The following is a 26353-nucleotide window of genomic DNA, read 5'->3' on the forward strand; positions in this document are numbered from 1 at the left end:
AGGCAGTCATGAGAAAAATTATAGTTGGTTCTAGACGAAGCAAGTTGGCATTAACACAAACCAATTGGGTAATTGAACAGTTGAAGAAGCTGGACCCTCGTTTTGAGTTTGAAGTAAAAGAAATCGTAACAAAAGGTGATAAAATCCTCGATGTCACACTTTCAAAAGTGGGCGGAAAAGGGTTATTCGTGAAGGAAATAGAGCAAGCTATGCTTGATAAAGAGATTGATATGGCCGTTCATAGTATGAAAGACATGCCAGCTGTATTACCTGAGGGTCTTACAATCGGCTGTATTCCTTTCCGTGAAGACCACCGTGATGCTCTTATTTCAACTGATCATGTCAAGTTGAAAGATTTAAAGCCAGGCGCTATTGTAGGGACGAGTAGCCTTCGCCGCAGTGCTCAGCTATTAGTTCAACGCCCAGACTTAGAGATTAAATGGATTCGCGGTAATGTCGATACAAGACTAGCAAAATTACAGGAAGAAGAATATGATGCCATCATTTTAGCAGCAGCAGGACTTTCCCGCCTTGGCTGGGCTTCTGACGTTGTAACAGAATTTATTGATGCCGATATTTGTATTCCGGCTGTTGGGCAAGGTGCACTATCCATTGAATGCCGCGAAGATGATAAAGAATTATTAGAACTATTTGAGAAATTCACTTGCAAGAAAACAGAAAGAGCGGTTCGTGCCGAACGTGCTTTTCTTCAAAAAATGGAGGGTGGATGTCAGGTACCAATAGCCGGCTTTGCCCGAGTAGAAGAAAATGATGAAGTCGTATTAAATGTACTTGTTGCTTCTCCAGAAGGTCAGGAGATCTTTAAAGAGGAACTAAGAGGACAAAATCCGGAAGAGCTTGGTGTTCAGGCTGCTGATTTATTAATTAAAAAAGGAGCCAAGGACCTGATTGAAAAGGTGAAACGGGAGCTGGAAGGTCAATGATCCAATCATTGCCCTTGCTTGATAAAAAAATCCTTGTTCCTAGAGGCGAAAATCAAGCAAAATCCTTTTCTCAGCTTGTAGAAAGGGAGGGAGGGATTCCAATTGAAATCCCTCTCATTGCCTTTCGACCTATTGAAAAAGTCGATCGCCTTCAAGATTCTTTGAAGGCCCTTGATACATATGATTGGATTATTTTTACTAGCAATGTAACGGTAGAGACCTTTTTTTCTTTTTACAAAAAGGTAGAGTTGGATGAAGGATTTCCTAAAATCGCAGTGATTGGGAAAAAGACGGCAGAGTGCTTGGCGGAAAAAGGGCTAACTGCTGCATTTGTCCCATCTGCCTATGTGGCTGAGGTATTTGTTGAGGAGTTTTTGCCCTATATCCAAAGTGGTATGAGGGTTTTGCTTCCAAAAGGAAACCTCGCTCGGGAATTTATCTCAAGTGCCCTATCAGAAGCTGGAGCTACGGTTGATGAAATCGTCATTTACGAAACCTATCTGCCTGATGAAAGCCGGGAAAAGCTGGCTAGAATGCTGGCAGACGAGCAGCTGGATATTCTGCTTTTTACCAGTCCTTCCACGGTAGATCATTTGATGGAGGTTGTCAAAGATTACGGCCTTGAAACACAGCTAAACAAGTGTATCATCGGTTGTATCGGACCTGTAACAGAGAAAAAGCTTGTAGAACATGGGCTCACCGTTCATGCTTCACCAGAGGAATATACCGTAAGAGAAATGATTAAAAGCATTATTGCTTATTTAGATATGGAGGAATCATAAATGGAACTTCAATTCAAACGTCATCGCCGCCTGCGTTCTAGCGCCAGCATGCGCGCACTTGTTAGAGAAAATCACTTGAAAGCGGAGGACTTTATTTATCCGCTGTTTATTTATGAAGGGGAAAACATCCGTAACGAAGTGTCATCTATGCCAGGTGTATTCCAGGTATCGATCGACCATCTCCATGCAGAAATGGAAGATATCGTTGCTCACGGGATTAAGTCCGTACTGTTATTCGGTATTCCTGCAACGAAGGATGCGTGCGGTGAACAAGCCTATCATGATCACGGTATTGTTCAGGTAGCTACTCGTTTTATTAAAGAACACTTCCCAGAAATCATCGTCGTAGCAGATACTTGCTTATGCGAATATACAAGCCACGGCCACTGTGGTGTGGTTGAAGGGGAGAAAATCCTAAATGATGAGTCATTAGATCTTCTTGTAAAAACAGCAGTAGCACAAGCTCAAGCTGGGGCGGACATTATTGCTCCATCTAACATGATGGACGGATTTGTTGCAGCTATTCGTGCCGGTCTTGATGAAGCTGGATTTACAGAGATTCCAATTATGTCTTATGCAGTTAAGTATGCTTCTGCATTCTACGGACCGTTCCGTGAGGCAGCAGAAGGCGCGCCACAATTCGGTGACCGTAAAACCTATCAAATGGATCCTGCTAACCGCATGGAAGCATTTAGAGAAGCAGAATCGGATGTGGCAGAGGGTGCGGATTTCTTAATTGTTAAACCGGGTATGCCATACCTTGACATCGTTCGTGATATGAAAAATACCTTTAACCTGCCTATTGTTATTTATAACGTAAGCGGTGAGTATTCCATGATTAAGGCAGCTTCTGCAAACGGCTGGATTGACGAGAAAAACACCGTTCTTGAAATGTTAATGGGCATGAAGCGTGCCGGTGCTGACTTGATCATCACGTATGCAGCAAAAGATGCGATTCGCTGGTTAAAAGAAGACCAATAAACATTTTGGAAAAGAGGGAAAAGGATGCGCTCATATACAAAATCGATTGAAGCATTTAAAGAAGCCCAAACCCTTATGCCTGGCGGCGTAAACAGTCCAGTTCGTGCCTTTAAATCAGTCAATATGGACCCGATTTTTATGGAAAGAGGAAAAGGGTCTAAAATTTATGACATCGACGGTAATGAATACATTGACTATGTACTTTCATGGGGACCACTGATCCTTGGACACACCAATGACCGTGTCGTGGAAGCAATGAAAAAAGTAGCTGAGCTTGGTACAAGCTATGGTGCTCCTACACTGATGGAAAATGAGCTCGCAAAGCTTGTCATTGAACGTGTGCCATCAATTGAAGTGGTACGGATGGTATCATCCGGTACGGAAGCAACGATGAGTGCCCTTCGTTTAGCGCGTGGGTATACAGGCCGTAATAAGATTTTGAAGTTCGAAGGCTGCTATCATGGCCATGGGGATTCTCTATTAATTAAAGCCGGTTCAGGTGTGGCTACACTAGGCCTTCCTGACAGCCCAGGAGTACCTCAAGGTGTAGCGTCCAACACGATTACTGTGGCATATAATGACCTTGAAGGCGTTAGGTATGCATTTGAGCAATTCGGCGATGATATCGCTTGTATCATTGTTGAGCCGGTGGCTGGGAATATGGGTCTTGTTCCTCCGCTTCCAGGATTCTTGGAAGGGCTACGCGAGATTACTTCGGCAAACGGCGCATTGCTCATTTTTGACGAGGTTATGACAGGTTTCCGTGTAGGCTACAATTGTGCACAGGGCTTTTTTAATGTAACGCCTGACATTACTTGTCTTGGAAAGGTAATCGGTGGTGGACTTCCTGTAGGAGCATACGGCGGTAAAGCTGAAATCATGCGACAAATCGCTCCAAGCGGACCGATTTACCAAGCTGGAACTCTTTCTGGTAATCCACTTGCGATGACAGCAGGTTATGAAACATTGAGACAGTTATCGCCAGAACATTACGAGGAGTTTATCCGTAAGGGAGATCTTCTTGAAAAAGGCTTTAAGGCGGCTGCTGAAAAGTACGAAATTCCAATTACATTCAACCGTGCTGGTTCCATGATTGGTTTCTTCTTTACGAATGAAGATGTTATTAACTTTGAAAAAGCAAAGACATCTAATTTAGACTTCTTTGCAGAGTACTACCGTGAAATGGCAGAGCAAGGTATCTTTTTACCACCTTCACAATTCGAAGGATTATTCCTATCGACTGCCCACACGGATGAAGACATTGAAAAGACCATTCAAGCAGCGGAAATTGCATTTTCGAAGCTTAAATAAATTTGTTTTGGAGGCACTCACCTATTTGGTGGGTGCTTTTTTGTTGGGTGTTTATGGGTAAATATGGTAAAAATGCCGATTATCCTGAAAAATGATCCAATCCCTTCCGAAAATAAGCCAATTGTTGGTTAGATTTAGCCAATAATGATAAATTTTGAGCCAATCATTAATACTCTACAATAAAATAATTTGAATTACTCTTCGTAAACATCAAAAAAGCATTGTGTTTGGTGTAAAATTACACTAAATTAAGCTAATGAAATGATTTATCAGCGAATTTTGAGCCTTTTTCAGCGAATTTACCCAATATATCGGCGAATTTCCGATTTTATCAGCGAATCGAACCTTTTTATCAGCGAATCACGTTTCTCCTAATTCTTTTCCCGCTGCAATAATGTTTTTTATCATAAATAAATCCCATTGTTCATAGAGTGTAAGTGACATAGTGATTTTGCGTGAAGGATACGAAAGGAGGAGTCGCTTTGTCCCAAGAGAATCAATCGTGCCTACGATTTTCTTTGGAGGAATCTTTGTGGTTTAGAAAAGGACAGGAAGTCGAGGAACTTCTATCGATCTCTCTAGACCCGGATATTACCATCCAGGAAAACGATCAGTACGTAACCATACGTGGTTCGTTGGAGCTTACCGGCGAATATAAAAGTTACGAGCCTAGCAGTGAGGGTGGCGAAGAGGAATTTACGTCCCAAAAGTTTGTAGAGAGGGTGGCTGAACGTGAGGAGGGCACATGTGAATTTTCACACCGCTTCCCAGTTGATATCACCATCCCGAACAATCGGATCCAAAGCATCTATGATATTGATGTCCTGGTAGAATCATTCGATTATGCTACACCAGAGCGCAGCTGTCTCAAACTATCTGCAGAACTGACCATCAGTGGTTTATATGCTGCAGAGCAACAGGAACAAGAAGAACCTGAGTATGAAGTACTTAACCGTTACGAAATAGAAGAGGCTGAGGAAGAAGTAGCCATTGAACAAGGGGCAGTTCAAAGCACATACGAAAACAACTTCTTATTTGAAGCGGAGGCAAGAAAACAACAGGAAGAGGAAGAAGTAGAAGTATTACCGAAGTTCCCAACCTTTAACTACCAGCCTTCAGCAGAAGAACAAGAAGAATTTGAGCCGGCATGGGCCAGAAACGAAGGCGGCCAACCGGTCGAGATGGAAGAAGAGGAAGTCGGTGTTCAAGAACAAGCGGCACCACAACCAGAGGTTATTTTTGAAGAGGAAGTAGTGCATGTAGAAGAAAGCTCATCATCCCCTGAGGAAGCACCGAAGGTTAAGAAGAAAAAGGCAGCCAAGAAGAAGAGTATGACACTTACCGAATTTTTTGCAAGGAAAGACGAAAACTCCGCCCAAACCAGTTTAAGAGTTTGCATAGTACAAAAAGGGGACACAGTAAATACCCTCGCAGATCGTTATGATATTACGGTTCAAAATCTGCTACGCGAAAATAATTTGGACCTTAATCAAGATGTTTATGAGGGGCAGGTACTATACATCCCTAGTGCTTTTGCAAAAAAATAACTATTCACAAGTGTTGAGCGGGTTTTCTTTAACCTGCTCAGCTTCTTTTAAATACTATTTCGGCTTTTCCATTGAAAGAAGGTCGAGTTGACATGAATGAGTCAAATCGGATAGAAATGTTAGCGCCTGTATTAAAAAATTATTATATTGAGCCTCATTTTGTAGAAGATTTCGGCACCGTACAAAAGATTTATTCCAATAAAGGTACGTTTGCCTTAAAGAAAATCAATCCCTCTATTGGGACTGATTTCATTCGCCATGTGCATCTACTGTACCAAAAAGGGTTTAATCGCATCGTCCCAATTTATCCAACAATGGATGGCAGGTATGCTGTGCTGCACGAAAATGACCTGTACTATCTTATGCCTTGGATGCCAAATGATCTAAAAGATAACCGCGAGCAAACCAATATGCAGTTATTTCGCGAATTAGCGAGACTTCACACCCTTTCTGCAAAAGAAATCACTGTCAACAAAGAAGAACGAACAGAGCATTATGAAAAAACCATTCAAGAAATGGAAAAACAGCAGGAATTTCTGGATGGTTTCATCGATCAATGCGAAAAAAAGACATACATGTCTCCGTTTGAATTATTGTATTGTATGTATTATAACGAAGTTAGCCAAGCACTAAAATTTTCAAAAACAAAATTTGAAGAATGGTATGAAAATACAAAGGAAACCGAAAAGGCACGAATGGTAATAACCCACGGGAAACTAGCTTCTGAGCATTTTTTGTATGATGATCGAGGATACGGCTATTTTATTAACTTTGAAAATGCACGTTATGGGTCTCCGATACATGATTTGCTCCCCTATCTTTCTCGTGCAATTAATACCAGGCCGAAGCGGAGTGATACGGCGATCGACTGGGTGTACCATTATTTCAAATACTTCCCCTTTAAACCAGATGAGAAGCTATTATTTTTCAGCTATTTAGCTCTTCCCATTCCAATCATTCAGGTAGCGGAGAGCTATTATCGAAAGCAGGGGCGAAAAAATGAGTTGAAATATGTAAGCCAACTGCAGCACCGTTACTGGCATTTAAAGAATTCGGAGTATATTGTAATGAAAATGACGGAAATCGAAAACGCACAAAAAGCAAAAGAAGGAGCCCAGCAGCAGTCATAACTCTGCGAGATGGGCTCCTTAAATAATGTCAAAATAAATAGAAACGGCAAGAACGAGAAAACAGGTTAATAGTAATACATCAAATACGGTTGGTAAAAGCAGCGTGCGGATAAATTGAAAAATACTAAATGGAATTATCAATTGGGCAGCAAACCTACGGCACATAATGAACCATGGTTTGTATTTGTATTTATGAAAATTCCTCTTCATCCCAGAACCTCCCCATTGGGATTTGACTTTTATTTATATATATATTCCAAATGCCTATAGAAGTTCTCCATTACATACATACAGTATAAAAAATAAAAAAATTGGTTATCATGATTGACGTCAAACCCTTTTTTTCGGTAGTATTACAATATAATTTAAAAAACTAAGCAACGATAGGGAAGAGTACGATGCCAGCCTACTTGTAGAGAGGGAAATCATTAGCTGAAAGATTTCCTAAGAGGAACATCAGAAGGTCGCCCAGGAGCTTCTTCTGCGAAAAGGTCAAATGATCTGATTAGTTGAAGACGGATGAAATCCGTTATCCCATTAAGTGCCAATCATATTTTTTTGATTGGAAAAAAGGTGGTACCGCGAAGCAAACTCCATTCGTCCTTTTATGACGAATGGGGTTTTTTATGTTTCTGTGGAAACAGTAGTTTAAGAAGGAGGAAATTTTAATGGAAACAAAAGAATTAACGATGCCAACGAAATACGACCCGCAATCGATTGAAAAAGGTCGTTATGACTGGTGGCTGCAAGGTAAGTATTTTGAAGCAAAGGATGACGAGGGAAAACAGCCTTATACTGTTGTTATTCCACCGCCAAACGTAACAGGTAAGCTTCATCTAGGTCATGCATGGGATACAACCCTTCAAGATATCGTTACACGAATGAAACGGATGCAAGGCTATGATGTTCTATGGCTTCCTGGTATGGACCATGCGGGAATTGCCACACAGGCAAAGGTAGAACAGAAGCTACGCAGTGAAGGCAAAAGCCGTTACGATTTAGGCCGTGAAAAGTTCGTTGAAGAAACATGGAAGTGGAAGGAAGAATATGCTTCCCACATCCGTCAGCAATGGTCGAAGCTAGGTTTAGGCTTAGATTACAGCCGTGAGCGTTTTACTTTGGATGAAGGGTTATCAGATGCCGTTCGTGAAGTATTCGTTACTCTATACAATAAAGGCTTGATTTACCGTGGTGAATATATCATTAACTGGGATCCGTCTACGAAAACAGCCCTATCTGACATTGAAGTAATCTATAAAGATGTTCAGGGTGCTTTTTACCATCTGAGATATCCTTTAGCTGATGGTTCTGGATCAATCGAAGTTGCGACAACACGTCCGGAAACGATGCTGGGAGATACAGCCGTTGCGGTTCATCCGGAAGACGAGCGCTACAAGCATTTGATTGGCAAATCGGTTATTCTGCCAATCGTTGGCCGTGAAATTCCAATCGTTGCTGATGATTATGTAGATATGGAATTCGGTTCTGGGGCAGTTAAAATTACCCCGGCACATGACCCGAACGACTTTGAACTAGGGAACCGTCATAATCTTGAGCGTATCCTTGTGATGAATGAAGACGGCTCTATGAACGATAAAGCAGGAAAATATAAAGGCATGGATCGCTTCGATTGCCGCAAGCAAATTGTAAAGGACCTTCAAGAACAAGGCGTTCTTTTCAAAATTGAGGAGCATCTTCATTCAGTTGGACACTCCGAGCGTAGTGGTGCAGTTGTTGAACCTTACCTATCTACTCAATGGTTCGTTAAGATGCAGCCACTGGCAGATGAAGCGATTGCCCTTCAAAATAAAGAAAACAAAGTAAACTTTGTTCCTGATCGCTTTGAAAAAACATATCTACGCTGGATGGAAAATATTCGTGACTGGTGTATATCCCGTCAGCTTTGGTGGGGACATCGTATTCCAGCTTGGTACCACAAAGAAACAGGTGAAGTATATGTTGGTCACGAGGCACCTGCAGACGCTGAAAACTGGGAACAGGACAAAGACGTATTAGATACGTGGTTCAGCTCCGCATTATGGCCGTTCTCAACCATGGGCTGGCCGAACAAGGAAGCAGCAGATTTTAAACGTTACTTCCCAACAGACGTTCTAGTAACAGGTTACGATATCATCTTCTTCTGGGTATCCCGAATGATTTTCCAAAGCATTGAATTTACGGGAGAGCGTCCATTTAAAGATGTTCTGATTCACGGACTTGTTCGTGACGAACAAGGTCGCAAAATGAGTAAATCTCTTGGTAACGGTGTAGATCCAATGGATGTTATTGACCAATATGGAGCTGACTCCTTACGTTACTTCCTTTCTACAGGCACATCACCAGGTCAGGATTTACGTTATAGCACCGAAAAAGTTGAAGCTACATGGAACTTTGCGAATAAAATTTGGAATGCTTCCCGCTTTGCCTTAATGAATATGGACGGCATGACTTATGAAGAAATTGATTTCAGCGGTGAAAAGTCCGTTGCCGATAAGTGGATCTTAACGAGACTAAATGAAACGATTGACCATGTTACTAAGCTTTCTGACCGCTATGAATTCGGTGAAGTAGGCCGTGCGTTATACAACTTCATTTGGGATGACTTCTGTGACTGGTACATTGAAATGGCAAAACTTCCATTATATGGTGAAGACGAAGCAGCGAAGAAAACAACTCGTTCAATCCTTGCTTATGTATTAGATCAAACGATGCGCCTATTACATCCGTTTATGCCATTCATTACCGAGGAAATTTGGCAAAACCTCCCACATGCAGGTGAGTCCATTACAACAGCTGCATGGCCAGAGGTAAAACCTGAGCTTTCTGATGAACAAGCTGCACAAGATATGAAGCTACTTATGGAAATGATTCGCGCGGTACGTAACATTCGTGCAGAAGTAAATACGCCAATGAGTAAGAAAATTAAAATGCTGGTGAAAGCGAAGGACGAATCAATCCTGAAGGCGATTGAAACAAACCGCACTTATATTGAGCGCTTCTGTAACCCAGAGGAATTACAAATGGGCATCGATATTGAATCACCTGAAAAAGCGATGTCAGCTGTTATTACCGGCTTAGAAATCATTCTTCCGCTTGAAGGCTTAATTAACATTGATGAAGAAATTGCTCGGCTTGAGAAGGAATATGAGAAGTTAAATAAAGAAGTAGAGCGCGTTCAAAAGAAATTAGGCAATGAAGGATTTATGAAAAAAGCACCTGAAAGTGTTATTGCTGAAGAGCGTGCAAAGGAAAATGACTATCTTGAAAAAAGAAGCATCGTGGAAGCACGTATTAAAGAATTAAGAGGGTAACCTTTATTAAAAGGGGTCAGCCCCCACTAATATATCTGTGGGGTTAGACCCCTTTTTCTTATTAATCAAAATGGACGGGGTGTCACGAAATGTTTACTTCATACAAAGAAGCCCTAGACTGGATTCACGGGAGATTACGGCTTGGGATTAAGCCTGGTTTAAAACGTATGGAATGGATGATGGACAAGCTGGGTTCCCCTGAAAAGAAAATCCAAACCATCCATGTGGGGGGGACTAATGGGAAAGGATCGACCGTCACCTACCTTCGAAATATTTTACAAGCAGCAGGCTATACGGTTGGTACCTTTACCTCACCCTATATCGAGCAATTTAATGAGCGTATTAGTGTCAATGGAAAACCGATTACGGATGAAGAGCTTTTACACCTGGCCAATGTCATTCGACCATTAGCAGATGAATTGGAAGAAACAGAGCTTGGCGGACCGACTGAGTTTGAAGTGATCACCGCTATGTCGTTTTATTATTTTGCAGAAATAGGAAGTGTGGACGTGGTTGTTTATGAAGTGGGATTAGGAGGACGATTTGACTCCACCAACATTCTTCATCCATTAGCTTCTATTATTACAAATATCGGATTGGACCACACGAACATTCTCGGAAACACGTATGAGGAAATCGCTTTTGAAAAAGCAGGAATCATCAAGGAGCAAACTCCAATTTTTACGGCGGTTAAACATCCAGGAGCTCTTAACGTAATAGAGAATCAAGCGAAAAAAATGAAGGCACGTATTTACCGACTGAACCAGGAATTTTCAATTTCTGAGCACCAATCATTGGGTAAAGGTGAAAAGTTTACCTTAACCACACCATCAAAAGCCTTCAGTGATTTCGAAATCAGTATGATCGGTCAGCATCAAACGGAAAATGCGGCTCTTGCAGTCTGTGCAGCACTATACTTAAATCAAGAGGGTTCGTTTCCTATCAGTGAGAAAGCGATTAGAGAAGGCTTGAAACAGGCATACTGGCCTGGCAGATTTGAAATTCTATCTGAAAATCCATTAGTCATCATCGATGGGGCTCACAATGAGGAAGGGATTACAGCACTTGTCCAAGAATTATCAACGAGATATAGAGAACGGCACATCCATATTGTGTTTGCTGCATTAAAGGATAAGAAGCTGGATGAAATGATTTCTAAGCTAGATAAAATAGCGAATCAACTCTCATTTGTTAGCTTTGACTTTCCGCGAGCAGCTTCAGCAGAAGAATTAGTAAACATCAGCCAATCGGCTAATAAAGTGGCTGTAAACAACTGGGAGTCCTATCTGATGGATGAAATTCAAGACCTTGATTCAAAAAGTATGTTGGTCATAACTGGTTCACTATATTTCATTTCTGTAGCAAAGCCAGAAATATGTAAATATTTGAAAAATACGACGATTTCTTTGTGACAAGCTATTGTAAAAGTGGTAAAATGTTTTTATCTTGAATTAATGATAATTAGGGGAGGTGGGGCAAAATGGATGTAAAGCCACAAACAAAACAAGCCATTTTTCTTGTATGGTTTTTATTAGTTCCTGCAGGGCTGTGGTTTACCTATCATACGTATCCTCCTAAAATTAACGGGCATTGGATAGATCTATTAGCCTTTTTGCTATTAACCTCAGTCGTTGCCTCCATGCCTATTGTCATTAACGAAATGTTTATCTTTTTAATTCAATGGGTGGCACTGGCTACCTTTTTGCGGTTTGGTTTATTCGTGGAAATCATCTTTGCTCAAATTGCCGTCGTAGTGTTAGTTCTTAAGCTGAGGATTCTCCGTAAGGGCGAATTGTTCCGCTTACCGCTAAATTTGATTATGTTCTTTTTCGTTTCTTTTTTAAGTGGTGGTTTGTATTATTTACTAGGCGGACATACAGGACCCAAATTACAAATAAATGCGGACTTCTTATTGCTGGCAGTCTTGTACGCAGTACTAAGCTATACATTAAATCAAGTGATTCTAGCGTTTAATCTATATGTGATTTATAAAAGTAAAGATCCGTATTTTGGGAAAGAATTCTTTGTCGAGACAATCACAACGTTAATAACCTTCCCAATCGGATTCATCTTGTACATTCTCTATAATCAAGTGGGCTTATTAGCCCTTTTGTTTGTAGGAGTACCGTTTGTCAGCTTATCTACAATCTTTAATCTCTATTATTCTAGTGAAAAAATAAATGAATACCTGCAAAAGGCAGCAGAAATTGGCCATCAAATGGCTGAACGCTTATTTATTGATGATGTCGTTGACCTTTTTATTAAGAAATTAAGTGAAATGCTGCCGGTGGATTATGCTTATATCCTTGAGGCCAGCGGCGACGAACTGAAATTGATTCGCCGGATTGAATCAGGACAAGTGTTACCAAATGATCAGCAGTTTATGAGTATACATGAAGGAATCAGTGGAATGGTTTGGGCAAACCGAAAGTCCTTCCTATTCAAAACAAAGAAGGATTGGATTGAGTATTCGAATGGCTACATCCCGAAGGATGCCGAAAGTATTCTGGGTGTTCCCATCATTAGGAGTAAAAAGTTAATCGGTGTCTTACTGTTAGCTTCAAGAAGAAAACGAGCCTATGAAAAATCACAGTTAATGATTATTGATATCCTTTGTTCTCATTTTGCTATCGCAATTGAAAATGCACGCCATTATGAGCAAACCAAGAGACAGAGTGAGCGTTGTGCCTTAACGAATCTATATAATTATCGTTACTTTGAGAATATGTTAACAGAGGAATTTGAAAAACTTACCCGTTTCGAACGTAAAATGCTTTCATTAATTATTCTTGACATTGACCATTTTAAAAACGTGAATGATACGTATGGCCATCAAAGTGGAAATGAAATTTTGTGCGAACTGGCTAGTAGGTTAGGTAAGCTGGTCGGAGTCAGAGGAATAGTTGCCCGTTATGGCGGCGAGGAATTTGTGGTCCTTTTACCGGATGTATCAAAAGAAGAGGCCTATCAAATGGCTGAACTCATCCGTCAATCCATCGCAAACTGGCCGTTCAGCATAAGCCAGTCGCTGGACCAAAAGCATCAGCAGGTCAGAATCACCGCTTCCATCGGGGTGGCAACCGCACCAGAAGATGCCGAAGATTCATTAGCATTGATCCGCCATGCAGACCGTGCTCTTTATGTAGGGGCTAAGCGGGCAGGACGGAACCGGGTGGCGGAATACTCTTCGTGTTAAATAGAATAATACAAAAAACCGCAGGTTCCACTTTGGGACCTGCGGTTTTCTTAGTATTTAACTTTTGTTCCTTTGTCCTCATTAAAAATCCACTCACTAACTGCAGGAGTATAACAAGTATTTTTTGCAATTGGGTAGTCAACTAGTTTAAAATTGGAATCTAGCCTGTATGTTTTACCTGTAATACAAACCCCATATGCTTCCCCAATATTTACAATGTTGTTTGCAAAAATAGCATCTCCATATATATTAATACTTGCTGACCCTTGCAAGGTTAATTTAGTAATGTATGCATCCCCTTTAACTGTTACAGATCGTTTACCTTCAATAACGATATTATTACTAAAATATGTTGAATAATCATAAGGTTTATCTTTATTTTTATCTTTGGAGCTATTCAGCAATAAAACTTGTTGTGTTTCATTCGTTTTATAATAGGATGGTGCTGGTTTTGGCTGTCCTACTTTATTCGTTTGTGAAATTTTATCGATTGTGATTAAACCATTAACTGTTGCGGGTTCACCTGAAGCAGTTCCTTTACTCTCAAAGTTAATAATGATCTTATTTGAAACAGTATTAGAATTAGGAGGATCAATGTTTTTAAAGGTGATTTCAAATTTATTGTTAGCAGTGTCAACTTCTACAGGGGCTATACTATTCCTTAAAGATGTTAATAATGCTTCATGGAAATAATAGTCATAGGACTTAGTATTAGTTGAGATAGCTTTTTTTGCTGTAGCAGTTGCCTTTGCTGTGGTAACTAAATTAGATACTATGCGCTGATAATAGGTTATACCCATTTCTGCTAGGTCCGTAGCTTTGTTATGAAAATCAGTTTTTTTTACTTGAATTCTAGCGTTTAATGCTGCTCCACTTAGCGCTAAACCCAAAATCATGACTACTGTCATAATAATCATAACAAGAATTAACGTGTAACCTTTCTCGCTCTTTATAATAATCACCCCCTAATACTGTTTTATAACTGTGTTTACCTCATATGACTGCCCTTTTTGGTTAAAAACCTTTAAATAAATAGTCAGTGCTTCTGATGGATATATAACCTTTTCACCAGTAAATTCAACCTCATCAATTTTAATGTTTATACTCAATTCTTCATTTTTCATTGGAACGAGATCTGTGGATGATTTACCGATATATACGTGTTCACTATCAACATATTTAATCAAATAATACTCTTTTGAATTAACATCTAGGGAATGTAACGATTCTTTTTGATGGTAATTCTTTATAGTAGCTAATATTAAATTAGCTTCTTGGTTTAAATTTACTTTTCTTGAAATATTATTGTAGTTATTTTTCGAACTAATTAGTACTCCATACATGACTGAAGAAATAATTAACAGAATTGAAAGGGCTGCTAAAACTTCTACTAACGTGATTCCCTTTTGATTTTTCATGTCTCACCTTCGAATATAAGTGTATGTTTCAGATTTATTACCGGCACTTGTAGGATCTTGGACAATGATTTTAAACAAAAGTAGATTTTGGGGGCTATTTTTTGATATTTCCACTTTTACATCATACCTTGGATCTATAGTATCATCTATTAATCCTTCTAATTCAGTTTTTGTTAAAGATGTTTTTATTACCTGCTCCAACGAATTGATAATTAAATTGTCAATTAAATCTTGTTTTGTAATTTCTATTTCAACTAAGTTAACAATTTTTTGTGCAGTTTGCATAGTATCTAATTTTTGGTCGTTACTCTTGGTAAATAATGCTGACTGGCTAAAAAAGCTTATAAAAGATGTTAGAATAATTGCCAGCAATACAATAGAAACAAGGACTTCTACCAATGTTAGTCCTTTTTGACTATGGAATCTGTCCTCCATAAAAATTCCCGCCTTCTGCTTTAAAAATATTTAATAGTATTATACAATATTTATTAAGCTATTTTGTCTGATTTTTGATTAATAGAACGAATTGAGTCAGGTATTGTCAAAGAATTACTATGATAAAAGAACTAATAAGAGTGGGTGTGAATAGATGACTTTAATTTTATGGGCCTTTATCACCATGCTTGTTTTAATGTTAATATTATTCATAATCCCATTAAGACTGACGGTTAAAGGCAAACTTCTCATTGCTTTAACATGTTTCCTTTTTGCAATAAGCGGTCTTTTTTTAGTTGCTTTATTCCCACTGTGGGAAACAACATTAATGCTTTTAACACTCATCTTTTTAACAGCATACTTTATGGCTACACGAATAGGGATGTGGATCATTAACAATCCTCCTGTGTTCAAAACAGAACTTAACAAGGAATCTATTTATCAAGTTAACTTTCAAGTAAGTACAATAAATGAAAGTACTTCTTTAGAATCGAAGGAGTTAAATAAAGGCTTTTCTAAGCCAACAATTAATTTTGAAGAGGAAATAAAAATACAGAACATACCATATAAAGATAATTTAATAGACGCTGATATTTCATTCTTACTAGAGCGAAATTTTGAAATTCAAGCTGATGTGCAACGAGAGGCACATGAGAAAGAGAAGAGTTCTTTATTAGAAATAGAGGGTTTGCTAGTTGAGAAGTCCATCGGAAAGGGAAATTCTTCAAATCTCTATTGGCTTGATGATATGGACGATTTACTAGAACCCCAAGACTCTACTATGGATAAATTCGTAGTGACAAAAGAAAAGAAAGAATTATTTCAAAAATAAGTTGGGAAGTGGCTGATAAATTGAATAAAAATCAGCAAATTATCAAGTTGTTTGTTGTTTTGTTATTTGGTACAGGATTTATTTTTAGCTTCTCCTATTATGGTGCAAAAGCGTTTGATAATTCGACAAGGACAGACGGAAAGTTTTCTAATGGTACAACCATTGGGAATCTTGATGTCTCAGGAAAAACAAAAGAAGAAGCGATTAGACAATTGGAACAGAAGTATGTTGATTGGCTGAAGGAAGAATCTATTAAACTGCAATACGGAGAAATGACAGCCTCCATTGATTTAAATTTATTTCAGTTAGATGCCCAGCAAACTGTCGACTCTGTTAAAGATGGTCAAAAAAACGCAGCTATCCTTACGATTAAAAAGCAAAAGGTAATAGACCAACTTGGATCTCTTTTTCCAGAGTTGAAAAGTAATAATCTTGATTTAGACAAGCTCACTGCTAGTCTAAACAAAACAGCTTCTCTTTTCGAAACAGGTAACCAAACCTTTAACCTATATAATGAGTACCTAATAGCCAGTCAAAAAAAAGATTCAGTATTAAATACAACGGTCATAAATTTAAATGAAATTCCTAACGAATTGCAAACTTTCATTGAAAAAAATCCTGCGATTGAGCTTAAAAAGGAAACAGCATTTTCACTACTTGAATTGGCTAAGAAACATAATATGAAAGACGCCTACACATTAGATGTATTAGCCACCGGAATTTATCAAACTGTCCTTCCTACTAATATTTCAGTAGAGGAAAGAAACATCAGTATTTCTCTTCCTGATTATGCAGCGTTAGGATTTGAGGCAAAGGTAAATCAAAGTAGGAATGCTGATTTAGTGCTAGTTAACCCTAATAAAGAAAAATATATTCTTGAAATAAAATTAGGAAATAAAAAATTATTGGTTACTCTTAAAGGTCTAAAGTTTGCCTACAATTATAAAATCAGCACAAAAGACGAACAGAAGTTAACTCCTAAAACAGTTGTTAAATATAGTCCATTGCTCGTTCCTGGAAAAACGATGGTACAGACAAAAGGAATTAACGGTCTATTGATTAAGGTATATAGAGATGTTTATCAAGGTGAATCATTTATTAAAAGAGAGATAATCTCTGAGGATTACTATCCTCCAACCTATCAGGTAGAGATTCATGGCCTAGCTGGAAATGAGCAGGGAACTACGAATGACTCTACAACGACAGGCACTCAGACGACTGAATCAACTACTTCAAGTGTTACCCAAACACTAACAACAAGAGATAGAAACCAACCAGATTCAAATGACAGTGACTTATGGGGAATACCGAATGAACAACCTAAATAAAAGCAGGGATCAAAAATGAGACAAGCTCGTAAACGACTTGGGGATTTATTAATGGAAGTTGGGCTAATAACCTCTGAACAACTCCGAATAACATTGGAAGAAAAATCAAATAATCAAAAAATTGGGGAGGCCTTTCTTCAAAGAGGCTTTATTACAGAACAACAATTAATTGAAGTGCTCGAATTTCAGTTAGGCATTCCACACATTAGCTTATTTAACTATCCTTTTGATACAAACCTTTTTTCACTTATACCTAAGGAAACAGCCAGAAGAAATCTAATCATTCCTCTAAAAAAAGAGGGGAATAAACTTTTCATCGCGATGGCAGACCCAATGGATTATATCATGATAGACGACTTACGCTTATCAACTGGTTTTCAAATTCAACCCGTAATCGCTACAAAAGATGATATTCTTAGAACAATTAATAAATTTTATAACATCGATGATGGATTTGAAGAACTGCTTGGAGAATTTCAACAAAAAGAAAATGGGCGGATTGACGATGTAACCGATTTAGATTCTCCCATTGTACGCTTAGTGAATCAACTGCTTTCTGCGGCTGTCCTACAAAGGGCAAGTGATATTCATATTGACCCCCAAGAAACGAAGGTCGTAGTCCGTTATCGTATAGATGGATTATTACGTGTTGAGAGGGTACTTCCGCGCCATATGCAGGGTGTATTAACTGCAAGAATTAAAATTATGTCCAACCTCGATATTACTGAACAGAGGATTCCTCAGGATGGACGTATAAAACTAAATCTAGATTTTCATCCAGTTGATCTTCGGGTTTCTACTTTGCCCACTGTTTATGGCGAAAAAATAGCCATGCGATTGCTTGATATGAGCTCAACTTTAAATGATTTAAGTAAACTTGGATTTAATTCACTAAATATGAAGAGATTTAATGAGTTAATTGAAAAACCAACAGGAATAGTCTTGATTACGGGGCCAACTGGTTCAGGAAAATCTGCGACTTTATATGCGGCATTAAATAAATTAAATAGTGAAAATGTTAATATTATTACAATTGAAGATCCAGTTGAATATCAGTTAGAAGGCATTAACCAAATCCAAGTGAATACAAATGTTGGAATGTCTTTTGCAACTGGGCTGCGCTCCATCCTTCGTCAAGATCCTAACATTATTATGGTTGGGGAAATTCGTGATAAAGAGACGGCGGAGGTGGCGATCCGTGCATCATTAACTGGTCATTTAGTGTTAAGCACACTTCATACTAATGACTCAATCGGAACAGTAACTAGACTTATAGATATGGGGATAGAACCTTTTTTACTTGCATCTTCCTTAAGTGGGGTTGTGGCCCAGAGACTTGTTAGAAAGGTGTGCCGCGATTGTGTTGAAATACATGAGCCTTCAAAAAGGGAAATTGAGATTTTTTCAAAGCGGGGGATAAAGATAGAAAGAATCTCCAGGGGGAAAGGCTGTTCCTCTTGTAATATGACGGGTTATAAAGGTAGAATTGCCCTTCATGAAGTATTAATCATCAATGATGAGTTAAGTAGAGCAATGATGAATGGTGAGTCTTTTCAAAAGCTAAAGGAATTAGCAAATATAAATAAAACCATCTTTTTAATTGATGATGGGTTGTTAAAAATTAAACAAGGGTTAACAACTACAGAAGAGGTTTTACGTGTAGCCATTCTGGAATAGGAGTAACTGGACATGAAAGAAAAACTAGATTCTATCTTGAAGGCTGCCATTGAATATAAGGCCTCTGATGTTCATTTTACCGTAGGAGTACCACCAGTTATGCGTATTAATGGTGACTTAAAAAGGTATGGATCAGATACTTTGTTGCCAGCTGATACAGAAGCAATGGCACAAGCTATAATTCCAGATAATATGTGGGACCACTTTAAGGATAAGGGAGAACTTGATTTTTCTTATGGTGTTGCCGGCAGCTCGCGATTTCGGGTTAATGCCTATCACCAACGTAAAAGTGTATCATTGGCCCTAAGAGTGGTTGCCTCAAAAGTTCCATCTATCGAAGATCTAGATTTACCTGAAATTATCCCTAGGTTAGTAGAGAAACCTCATGGACTTATTCTTGTAACGGGTCCAACAGGTAGCGGAAAATCCACCACACTTGCTTCAATGATAGATTATATGAATCGCACGATGCGGAAGCATATTATTACTTTGGAAGATCCAATTGAATTTTTACATCGACATGGTAATTCCATTATTGATCAAAGAGAAGTGGGATTTGATACAATCAATTACGCCAGCGGATTAAAGTCAGCTCTTAGACAAGATCCAGATGTTATACTTGTCGGAGAGATGCGTGATCTAGAAACGATGTCTATTGCAATTACAGCGGCTGAGACAGGGCATCTAGTTCTTGGTACACTTCATACATCAAGTGCACCTACTACTATTAATCGGATTATTGATGTTTATCCATCCACACAGCAGCCACAAATACGTGTTCAGCTAGCTTCTGTGTTAGTTGGGGTTATTTCACAACGATTATTTCCGACAACAGATAGAAAAGGAAGAAAAGCCGCAACAGAAATTCTGGTTAATAATCCTGCAATTGCTAATTTAATCAGAAATGAAAAAATCCATCAAATTCAAAGTGCAATGCAAACTTCCCGTGCGCAAGGGATGCAAACACTTGAGATGAGTATAAGAGAACTTATTGACCGAAATCTGATTCATAAGGAAGCAGCAGCACAATATTTACAAGAAAAGATGATGATGAATGGCTAGATTTAAATATTCTGGTCGGGATCGAAATGGTAAAAGTCAAGGAAGCATTTCAGCGGCTTCCAAACGAGAAGCAATGATGAAACTAAGGGATAATGGAATCAGAGTTATTGAAATAAAGGAATTACCTGAAACTCTTTTAACAAAGGAAATAACAATAGGAAAACCTGTTAAGCTACAGGATTTTGTTATTTATCTAAGGCAGTTTTCAACCTTAATAAAAGCTGGGGTTACGATTGTAGAAGCAACATCTATTCTTGCATTTCAAACTGAAAGTAAAGCTTTGAAAAAAGCCTTGCTTAATGTGGAACAAGAGTTAAGGGAGGGCAATCCTTTATCGGAAGCTGTTTCGAATCACAAAAAAATTTTTTTACCGATGTTTATTAATATGGTTCGAGCGGGTGAAGTTAGTGGGGATTTAGATGAAACCCTTGAACGCTTGGCAGACCATTTTGAAAAACAGCATTTTACAAGGCAAAAGATTGTCTCTGCACTAGCATATCCACTAGTAGTTGGAATAATAGCGATAATGGTAGTCATATTTTTACTTGTTGCAGTTGTTCCCACATTTGTAACAATGTTTGCTGACATGGGCGGTGAATTGCCAGCTATAACTAGATTCGTTCTAGCTTTAAGTGGTTTCATGCAATCATTTTGGTGGCTTGTTCTTATTATTGGTACTCTATTTATTGTTTTCATTACTGTCCTGAATAATAACAAAGGAACTAAATATTATTTAGATGTCTTTTTGTTAAAAATGCCAATTTTCGGGAACCTATTACAAAAAGCAGCATTGGCACGTATGGTTCGTACTTTAAGTTCATTATTCTCTAGCTCTGTACCTATCCTTCAAGCTATGTCTATTGTTGAGAAGGTAGTTGAAAATGAAGTTATTGCCAGAGTTATTCAGGAATCTAGGGATTCTCTTGAAAAGGGTCGCTCAATGACAGAGCCAATGCAAAAGCATTGGGCATTTCCTCCGTTAGTTACCCAGATGATTGCAATTGGCGAGGAAACAGGTGCACTGGACGCTATGTTATCAAAAATTGCAGAGTTCTATGAGAAAGAGGTAGAAGCTGGGACTGACCGATTAAAATCATTAATTGAGCCCTTAATGATTGTGGTTTTAGCTGGCCTTGTCGGAACCATCGTATTGGCCATAATGGTTCCAATGTTTAGTATGTTTGACCAATTTCAACAAATGAATCAATAATTGACAAAAAAGTTAAGTAAATGAGCAGGAATGACAAAATACCAAATAATTCACTTTTCATATATCAGTCAATTACAGTATACTACAAGAGACAATATCACTAGGTTTATAGGCCTATAGAGGAGATGAAAGTATGTTACAAAAGTTAAAAAACAAGCTAAAAGATCAGCGTGGTTTAACATTAATTGAATTACTAGCAGTCATTGTTATATTAGGTATTATTTCTGCAATTGCAGTACCAAGTATTTTAGGAATAATTGATAAAAGCAAAAAAGATGCTAAGGTTGCAGAAGCAGTGCAAATTATTAATTCTGCTAAACTATATGTAACTACTAATCCTAATGCAACTATAATAAAAAAAGCAGATTTGACTCAGTACTTAGATAATGTTAAAGATACAAATGATTTCGTGGTAAAAGTTGTAAAAAGTGGAAATAAATTTATTTATACTCTGGGTAATCACGATGCTGCTGGAATTGTTCCGAATGAAAGTAGTGATAAGATCGATGCAGTAACGGATGTTACAGCTGAAATTGCAGGTTCAAAAACAGTAACAGAGGATGAACTCCAAAATTATACCAATGCAAAATAATCTTGTTTTAATTTATTTATTTTTAATTGGCTTAACTTTTGGGTCTTTCTTCAATGTTGTTGGACTGCGGGTTCCATTGAAAAAATCAATTGTAGCTCCAGGCTCTGCTTGTCCAACTTGTGGGCATCAATTGAGAGCATACGAATTAATTCCAGTTTTATCGTACATGATTCAAAAGGGGAAATGCCGCGGCTGTCAGTCGCGGATTTCACCTATATATCCAACTATGGAACTAATTACAGGTATCCTGTTTGCAACAGCACCTTTAGTGGTTGGTTGGTCTAGTGAATTAGTCCTAGCGCTAACACTAATTTCTATGTTTATCATTATCATAGTTTCAGATATTCACTATATGATCATCCCTGATAAAATTCTCATTTGGTTTGCAGGGATTTTTTTGTTGGAACGGATTATTTGGCCGTTAAACCCATGGTGGGATAACCTTATAGGTGCATGTGCAGGATTTACACTCCTACTCATTATCGCTCTTGTTAGCAAAGGCGGTATGGGCTTTGGTGACGTTAAACTGTATGCATTGCTAGGATTCGTTTTGGGTTTTAAATTAGTACTTATATCCTTCTTTCTTTCGACATTATACGGTGCAGTTCTCGGTGGATTAGCAATGTTGTTAAGAATTGTCAAAAGGCGTCAGCCGATACCTTTTGGACCTTTTATTGCAGCGGGAACCCTGTCAGCTTATTATTGGGGATCGGAAATGATCGAACTTTATATACGTTTTCTTAATCAAGGATTTTAACTAAGGGGTTTTTTACATGGCTTTTTCCCTCTTCTCATCCAAAAATCGAATAGTTAATATAGTGCTAAATGACCACTCCATTCGCTATTTGGAACTAAAGCATGCGAATCCTCCGACAGCTCAGAAATGGGGAGAGCGTTTTTTACCACCAGGAATTATTTGCGACGGTAAAATTGCAGATATGGATTCGTTAGTGAATATTTTGGATGAGTGCATTGATGAATGGAAAATTCAACGGCGCCAAATCCGCTTTGTTGTTCCAGATCAACTGGTCATCATCCGAAAGGTTTCCGTTCCTGCAGAAATTCAAGAGGATGAAATGAAGGGTTATTTATATTTGGAGCTCGGATCTAGTATTCATTTACCGTTTGAAGAACCCATATTTGATTATTACCTGCTTTCACAAAATGAAAAAACAAAGGATCTTCTTTTATTTGCTGCTCCGGAACAGTATGTAATGGAATATGCAAATCTATTTTCCAGTAAAAAGCTGACACCAGTTGCTGCGGATATTTCTCCGTTAGCACTATACCGTTTATACCAACAGCTTGGTTTTGGAAAAGAGAATGAGATTCTTTTTATGATTCAGTTTGATTTAACAAGTGTTAATTTATGTGTTTTTGAAGGTACAGTCCCTGTGGTTATGCGTCCATTTGCCCTCCTCTTTAATTTAGAAAATTGGGAAATACAACGTTACTCGATAGGAACTATGGATATTAAATATACAGGTGAAGCGGATGAACTGGTTATTCAGTTTGAAGACATTATTAATGAAATTAATAAATTAATGGATTTTTATCGTTATTCTCTTAACAAAGAGAAAAATGGCATATCTAAGTTTTTGCTTACTGGGGATCATCCAATGCTTCGTGCTGTATTTGATGAAATGAAAGAGAGATTTGAAGTTCATGTTGAACAGTTGTCAGTAGTTACCGGCTCCAATGGAAAGTCAGGAAGTATCCCGGCAAGTCTTTTACTAACACTAGGTCTCGCTTTAAAAGGGGTGAAATAATGCTAGTAGATATTAATTTGCTTCCACAAAATGACCCCAAAAAAATAAATATTATTCTTATTAGCTTAGGCTTACTTGCATTATTTATTCTCATTAGTGGTTATTATTTTTGGCAAACTCAAACGATAAAGGATAAAATAACATCTTTGGATAAAAAAATCACCATAATTAAAGACATTACTGATAAAGAACAGCAAAATAGTGAAATAGGTTCATCTGCTAATTCAGTAAGCCTATTAAAAAGTGCCATTGCTTGGGCAAGTGACTACCCACTCCAAACTGTACCAGTCATGCAACACTTAACTTCATTATTACCAGAACGCGGATTTATCCTATCCTTTGCATATACTGAGGCCGGAACGGTTACGCTTACGGTTCAATTTGATAGTGCTAGAGAGGCAGCCTACTTTTTAGATAGTCTCCATGAATCTAAGTGGATAGAAGAGGCGAGTCTAAATTCACTTTCAACCACTCAGCCTGAAACAGAAACCAATGCTGCTTTTAATACGGCAGCTTCGAATAGCCAAGTGACTACTTCGGGTACGACAACAAGTGCTAACCAAACGACAACCGATCCAAATACGGTTGACTATCAGAACAATACAACAGATAGTACAACAAAAACTAATCAGACGAATCAAAGTAACACGACAACTACAGCTAATCAATCAAATGTTAATACAGCTCCATCTAGTTCAACCATAAAGAAGTCAACAAATTATCTTCCACGATATACTGGGCAATTTGAGATTAAGTTTAACAAGGAAGAAATTAAGAAAAGTACGAAGAAGAACAAAACGCATGTGGACGGAGTGGAGGGCTCATGAAGCTTCATTTCTCTAAGAGAGACAAATTAATTGTAGCTGTCGGTGCTCTTTTGCTAGTATTACTCATCGTCTACGCACAATTCTTTTCGTTAACACCATTAAAGTCTGACTTACGTATTAAGCAGCAGGAATTAGAGTCAGAGCAAAAGCTGTTGGATATTGTCAGTCATAAAAAGGCGGCTTCCACCAAAACGACAACGGTTGACACTAAGGAGCTCCAGAAAAAGCTTCCTGTTGGTCCGCTTCAGGAACAGTTTATTCTAGACCTTGAAAAAGCAGAGAATGTATCGAACAGTCAGATTACATCCATGGGCTTTAGTAAGGATGCAGATGTTGCGGTTACAAGCGACCAAACAGCTGCCCAAACAACAACGACAAACACTGCACAAACAACCACGGCAGATCCAAATGCAGCGCAAACTCAACAGCCGGTAACTCCTGTACCTGCAGGTTTGAAGAAAATGACTGTCCAGTTAAGCGTGGAATCACAGAAATATGAGGATCTTGAAAAATTTATCGAAACGTTGGAATCCTTACAGCGATTAGTAGTAGTTGAGGCCATTACCTATTCAGGTGGACAAGAGATTACTAGTCTGAACCAAGAAGACGCACCTATTAGCTATAGCCTTACAGTTTCAGCTTTTTATATGCCAACTCTAGCTGATCTAGCTGCAGAACAACCAACCATCGATGCACCGGCACCGGCGGGGAAGGATAACCCATTAAGTCAGTTTCCTTCGACCGCACAAACACAGCCGTAATTAACAACACTGCGAACTTACAAATAATTTGACGAAAGTCTACGATAACAAGACGACAAAAGTCTTGTTATTTTTTTTTGCCTGTATGTTAGGATGAAACCAATGAGCTAGCGGAAGAGAGGAGTACGAATAGTGGACAAGCCTAACAAAGGCAATACAATTAAGATAAAATTAAATGGTGAAAATACAAATTTTGAGGAAGAAGCTTCAAAAAAGGAGCCAGAATTCAGCACCAACTCATCGACAAGAGTGATCAAGATAAACACAACCCCAACAGAATCGGACGGCTATTTAGAGACAGCTGCTGCACAGGAATCTGTTGATGAGAGTTTTGACTGGATTATACCTGAATCCTCTGACAATGATCTTGTGGAATATAAAATTGCCACGACTACCAATTCAAAGAAAAGCGGTCCAAAAAAAAACAAGTCCATTCCTTTAGACAGCATAAAGAAGAACGGTAGGCCGTTAGGCTCTTTCTTTGTTTCTGCGACCTTTGCCATCCTCATCGGACTAACGATTGGCATTTTTATGCTTAAGATGGTTACAGAACCTAGTAAGAAGGTGGTGACTGAACCCACAGTGGTCAAACAAACAGGTCGAACGGAAACGACGACATCTACTGGCAAAACAACGACAGCTGTTGTCGAGCAACTAACAACCAATGTCATTCAAGGAGGAGTTTTTTCTTCGAAGGATGGTGCCAAAGAGACAGCTGATCAAATTACTGCTAAGGGAATACCCTCGCAATTAGTGGAAATGGACGGTAAGCAATTTTTATTTATGGGTGTAGCAGATACCATTACTACTGCAAAAACGTTAGGTATCCAGTACAAAGAAAATGGAGTCAAAGAGGTATTTGCGAAGCCGATATTAATAGATGAGAAGAAGGTGGCCGATGTATCTGAAAAGGAGAAAGCCTTTTTAGAAGCGGCACCGACTATGTACCAGGCATTATCTATTGTGACTTCGAGTGCACTTGTTACTAAGTCCATTCCTGAAGAATCCAACAAGACATTAACAGCTTTAGGTGAGCAGTTAAAGGTAAGTGGATTGAAAAATGAGAATGTAAAAAAGCTACATGCTGAATTAGCTGGTGCGGACGCTAAAATTAAGGAGTTTCAAAAATCAAAAGACGAAAAAAGCTTAAGTGCAGCCCAACAGCACTTATTAAACTTTTTATCAGTCTACTATGCCATGTAATCGACAAAAAACCATATTTTCCGGGAAATGAATAATA

At 38.5% G+C, this 26353-nt stretch carries 24 protein-coding genes and 1 other annotated feature; of the genes, 20 read left to right on the forward strand and 4 right to left on the reverse strand.

Going from position 1 to position 26353, the window contains the following annotated elements:
* Positions 1-8 precede the first annotated feature (8 nt).
* From hemC to ysxE, 6 genes are all read left to right on the forward strand, one after another.
* A complete protein-coding gene (hemC, locus tag AA0X95_RS09980) occupies positions 9-944 on the forward strand; it encodes a hydroxymethylbilane synthase (protein WP_413308435.1) in 936 nt (311 codons plus the stop codon).
* Positions 941-1726: a uroporphyrinogen-III synthase gene (locus AA0X95_RS09985; protein ID WP_413308437.1), complete on the forward strand. Its 786-nt coding sequence runs from the start codon at positions 941-943 to the stop codon at positions 1724-1726. The genes hemC and AA0X95_RS09985 overlap by 4 nt, the downstream gene beginning before the upstream one ends.
* Positions 1727-2707, forward strand: a complete 981-nt coding sequence (gene hemB / locus AA0X95_RS09990; RefSeq protein WP_413308439.1) for a porphobilinogen synthase — start codon at positions 1727-1729, stop codon at positions 2705-2707. It abuts the gene before it with no gap.
* A 24-nt stretch (positions 2708-2731) separates the two neighbouring features.
* Positions 2732-4018 carry a glutamate-1-semialdehyde 2,1-aminomutase gene (gene hemL / locus AA0X95_RS09995; RefSeq protein ID WP_413308441.1) on the forward strand — a complete coding sequence of 429 codons (1287 nt, stop codon included), beginning with the start codon at positions 2732-2734 and terminating at the stop codon, positions 4016-4018.
* Between the two features lie 455 nt (positions 4019-4473).
* Positions 4474-5565 carry a stage VI sporulation protein D gene (spoVID, locus tag AA0X95_RS10000; RefSeq protein WP_413308443.1) on the forward strand — a complete coding sequence of 364 codons (1092 nt, stop codon included), beginning with the start codon at positions 4474-4476 and terminating at the stop codon, positions 5563-5565.
* A 92-nt stretch (positions 5566-5657) separates the two neighbouring features.
* A complete protein-coding gene (gene ysxE, locus AA0X95_RS10005; RefSeq protein WP_413308445.1) occupies positions 5658-6695 on the forward strand; it encodes a spore coat protein YsxE in 1038 nt (345 codons plus the stop codon).
* Positions 6696-6713: 18 nt separating this feature from the next.
* Here the strand turns inward: ysxE and AA0X95_RS10010 are convergent, their stop codons facing one another.
* Entirely contained in the window at positions 6714-6905 is a 192-nt protein-coding gene (locus tag AA0X95_RS10010) for a hypothetical protein (RefSeq protein WP_308082994.1), read from the reverse strand.
* A 161-nt stretch (positions 6906-7066) separates the two neighbouring features.
* Positions 7067-7303 (forward strand) — a binding site (T-box leader).
* A gap of 60 nt (positions 7304-7363) precedes the next feature.
* Here AA0X95_RS10010 and AA0X95_RS10015 point away from each other — a divergent pair.
* From AA0X95_RS10015 to AA0X95_RS10025, 3 genes are all read left to right on the forward strand, one after another.
* Positions 7364-10006, forward strand: coding sequence for a valine--tRNA ligase (locus tag AA0X95_RS10015; protein WP_413308448.1), 2643 nt, complete (start codon positions 7364-7366; stop codon positions 10004-10006).
* 89 nt (positions 10007-10095) lie between these two features.
* A complete protein-coding gene (locus tag AA0X95_RS10020) occupies positions 10096-11418 on the forward strand; it encodes a bifunctional folylpolyglutamate synthase/dihydrofolate synthase (RefSeq protein WP_413308450.1) in 1323 nt (440 codons plus the stop codon).
* 68 nt (positions 11419-11486) lie between these two features.
* Complete coding sequence (locus AA0X95_RS10025; protein ID WP_413308452.1) at positions 11487-13202, forward strand: sensor domain-containing diguanylate cyclase; 1716 nt, start codon at positions 11487-11489, stop codon at positions 13200-13202.
* Positions 13203-13252: 50 nt separating this feature from the next.
* Here the strand turns inward: AA0X95_RS10025 and AA0X95_RS10030 are convergent, their stop codons facing one another.
* From AA0X95_RS10030 to AA0X95_RS10040, 3 genes are all read right to left on the reverse strand, one after another.
* The gene (locus AA0X95_RS10030; protein WP_413308454.1) at positions 13253-14092 is read right to left on the reverse strand and encodes a hypothetical protein; all 840 of its coding nucleotides are present in this window, start codon (positions 14090-14092) and stop codon (positions 13253-13255) included.
* A gap of 75 nt (positions 14093-14167) precedes the next feature.
* Positions 14168-14620: a PilW family protein gene (locus AA0X95_RS10035; protein WP_413308456.1), complete on the reverse strand. Its 453-nt coding sequence runs from the start codon at positions 14618-14620 to the stop codon at positions 14168-14170.
* A 3-nt stretch (positions 14621-14623) separates the two neighbouring features.
* Positions 14624-15055 (reverse strand): type II secretion system protein J, encoded by a 432-nt coding sequence (locus AA0X95_RS10040; protein ID WP_413308458.1) that lies wholly within the window; start codon positions 15053-15055, stop codon positions 14624-14626.
* A 154-nt stretch (positions 15056-15209) separates the two neighbouring features.
* On the opposite strand from AA0X95_RS10040, the gene AA0X95_RS10045 reads away from it, so the two are divergent.
* From AA0X95_RS10045 to AA0X95_RS10095, 11 genes are all read left to right on the forward strand, one after another.
* Positions 15210-15887, forward strand: coding sequence for a hypothetical protein (locus AA0X95_RS10045; RefSeq protein ID WP_413308460.1), 678 nt, complete (start codon positions 15210-15212; stop codon positions 15885-15887).
* A 20-nt stretch (positions 15888-15907) separates the two neighbouring features.
* Positions 15908-17215 (forward strand): G5 domain-containing protein, encoded by a 1308-nt coding sequence (locus tag AA0X95_RS10050; RefSeq protein ID WP_413308462.1) that lies wholly within the window; start codon positions 15908-15910, stop codon positions 17213-17215.
* Positions 17216-17230: 15 nt separating this feature from the next.
* Entirely contained in the window at positions 17231-18892 is a 1662-nt protein-coding gene (locus AA0X95_RS10055; RefSeq protein WP_413308464.1) for a GspE/PulE family protein, read from the forward strand.
* 12 nt (positions 18893-18904) lie between these two features.
* Positions 18905-19954 (forward strand): type IV pilus twitching motility protein PilT, encoded by a 1050-nt coding sequence (locus AA0X95_RS10060; RefSeq protein ID WP_413308466.1) that lies wholly within the window; start codon positions 18905-18907, stop codon positions 19952-19954.
* Positions 19947-21164 carry a type II secretion system F family protein gene (locus tag AA0X95_RS10065; protein ID WP_413308468.1) on the forward strand — a complete coding sequence of 406 codons (1218 nt, stop codon included), beginning with the start codon at positions 19947-19949 and terminating at the stop codon, positions 21162-21164. Before AA0X95_RS10060 ends, AA0X95_RS10065 begins: the two co-directional genes overlap by 8 nt.
* A gap of 133 nt (positions 21165-21297) precedes the next feature.
* Positions 21298-21756 carry a type II secretion system protein gene (locus AA0X95_RS10070; protein WP_413308470.1) on the forward strand — a complete coding sequence of 153 codons (459 nt, stop codon included), beginning with the start codon at positions 21298-21300 and terminating at the stop codon, positions 21754-21756.
* Positions 21725-22513, forward strand: coding sequence for a prepilin peptidase (locus AA0X95_RS10075; protein WP_413308472.1), 789 nt, complete (start codon positions 21725-21727; stop codon positions 22511-22513). Before AA0X95_RS10070 ends, AA0X95_RS10075 begins: the two co-directional genes overlap by 32 nt.
* A 16-nt stretch (positions 22514-22529) precedes the next feature.
* Entirely contained in the window at positions 22530-23525 is a 996-nt protein-coding gene (pilM, locus tag AA0X95_RS10080; protein WP_413308474.1) for a type IV pilus biogenesis protein PilM, read from the forward strand.
* On the forward strand, positions 23525-24352 hold the full coding sequence (locus AA0X95_RS10085; RefSeq protein ID WP_413308476.1) for a PilN domain-containing protein: 828 nt from the start codon (positions 23525-23527) through the stop codon (positions 24350-24352). The genes pilM and AA0X95_RS10085 overlap by 1 nt, the downstream gene beginning before the upstream one ends.
* Positions 24349-25113, forward strand: coding sequence for a hypothetical protein (locus AA0X95_RS10090; RefSeq protein WP_413308478.1), 765 nt, complete (start codon positions 24349-24351; stop codon positions 25111-25113). Before AA0X95_RS10085 ends, AA0X95_RS10090 begins: the two co-directional genes overlap by 4 nt.
* A gap of 132 nt (positions 25114-25245) precedes the next feature.
* Positions 25246-26316 carry a hypothetical protein gene (locus AA0X95_RS10095; protein WP_413308480.1) on the forward strand — a complete coding sequence of 357 codons (1071 nt, stop codon included), beginning with the start codon at positions 25246-25248 and terminating at the stop codon, positions 26314-26316.
* Positions 26317-26353: the final 37 nt, after the last annotated feature.

It is taken from the genome of Neobacillus phoenicis, assembly GCF_047302305.1.
In the GTDB taxonomy this organism is placed as follows: Bacteria; Bacillota; Bacilli; order Bacillales; family Cytobacillaceae; genus Neobacillus.